This window comes from Roseovarius nitratireducens (assembly GCF_002925845.1).
GTDB classification, from domain to species: domain Bacteria; phylum Pseudomonadota; class Alphaproteobacteria; order Rhodobacterales; family Rhodobacteraceae; genus Roseovarius; species Roseovarius nitratireducens.
In genome coordinates, this window is the sequence record NZ_PDNI01000056.1 from 1 (window position 1) to 278 (window position 278).

1 protein-coding gene is annotated in these 278 nt (G+C 61.9%); it reads left to right on the forward strand.

Annotated elements, in window-relative coordinates; genetic code table 11:
- The coding region (locus CRJ03_RS10065) for a hypothetical protein (protein WP_165375294.1) at positions 1 to 222 on the forward strand (222 nt) is incomplete at its 5' end.
- Positions 223 to 278: the final 56 nt, after the last annotated feature.

Genomic DNA, 278 nt, shown 5'->3' on the forward strand with positions numbered 1-278 from the left:
GAGGAGATGCGCGAGCAGATGGAAGAGGTGCGTGCCAAGGTTGAGGAGCAGGCCCAGCAGATGCGCGTGCAGGCAGAGGTTTTCCAGGCCCGCCTCAAGGGTTGGTTCGAGCCACTGGTGGAGGATGTGCAGCGCCAGTGGGCAAACCTGGTGGAGAAGATCCAGGCCTCCGTGGCCACCAACCCCATCCAACCCACCTCAACACCTACCAAGGATCAATGAGTGCCCCAACCACCCACCTTGTTACCCTCAGCCAGCAGGTGGCCTGTCCTTCCCCA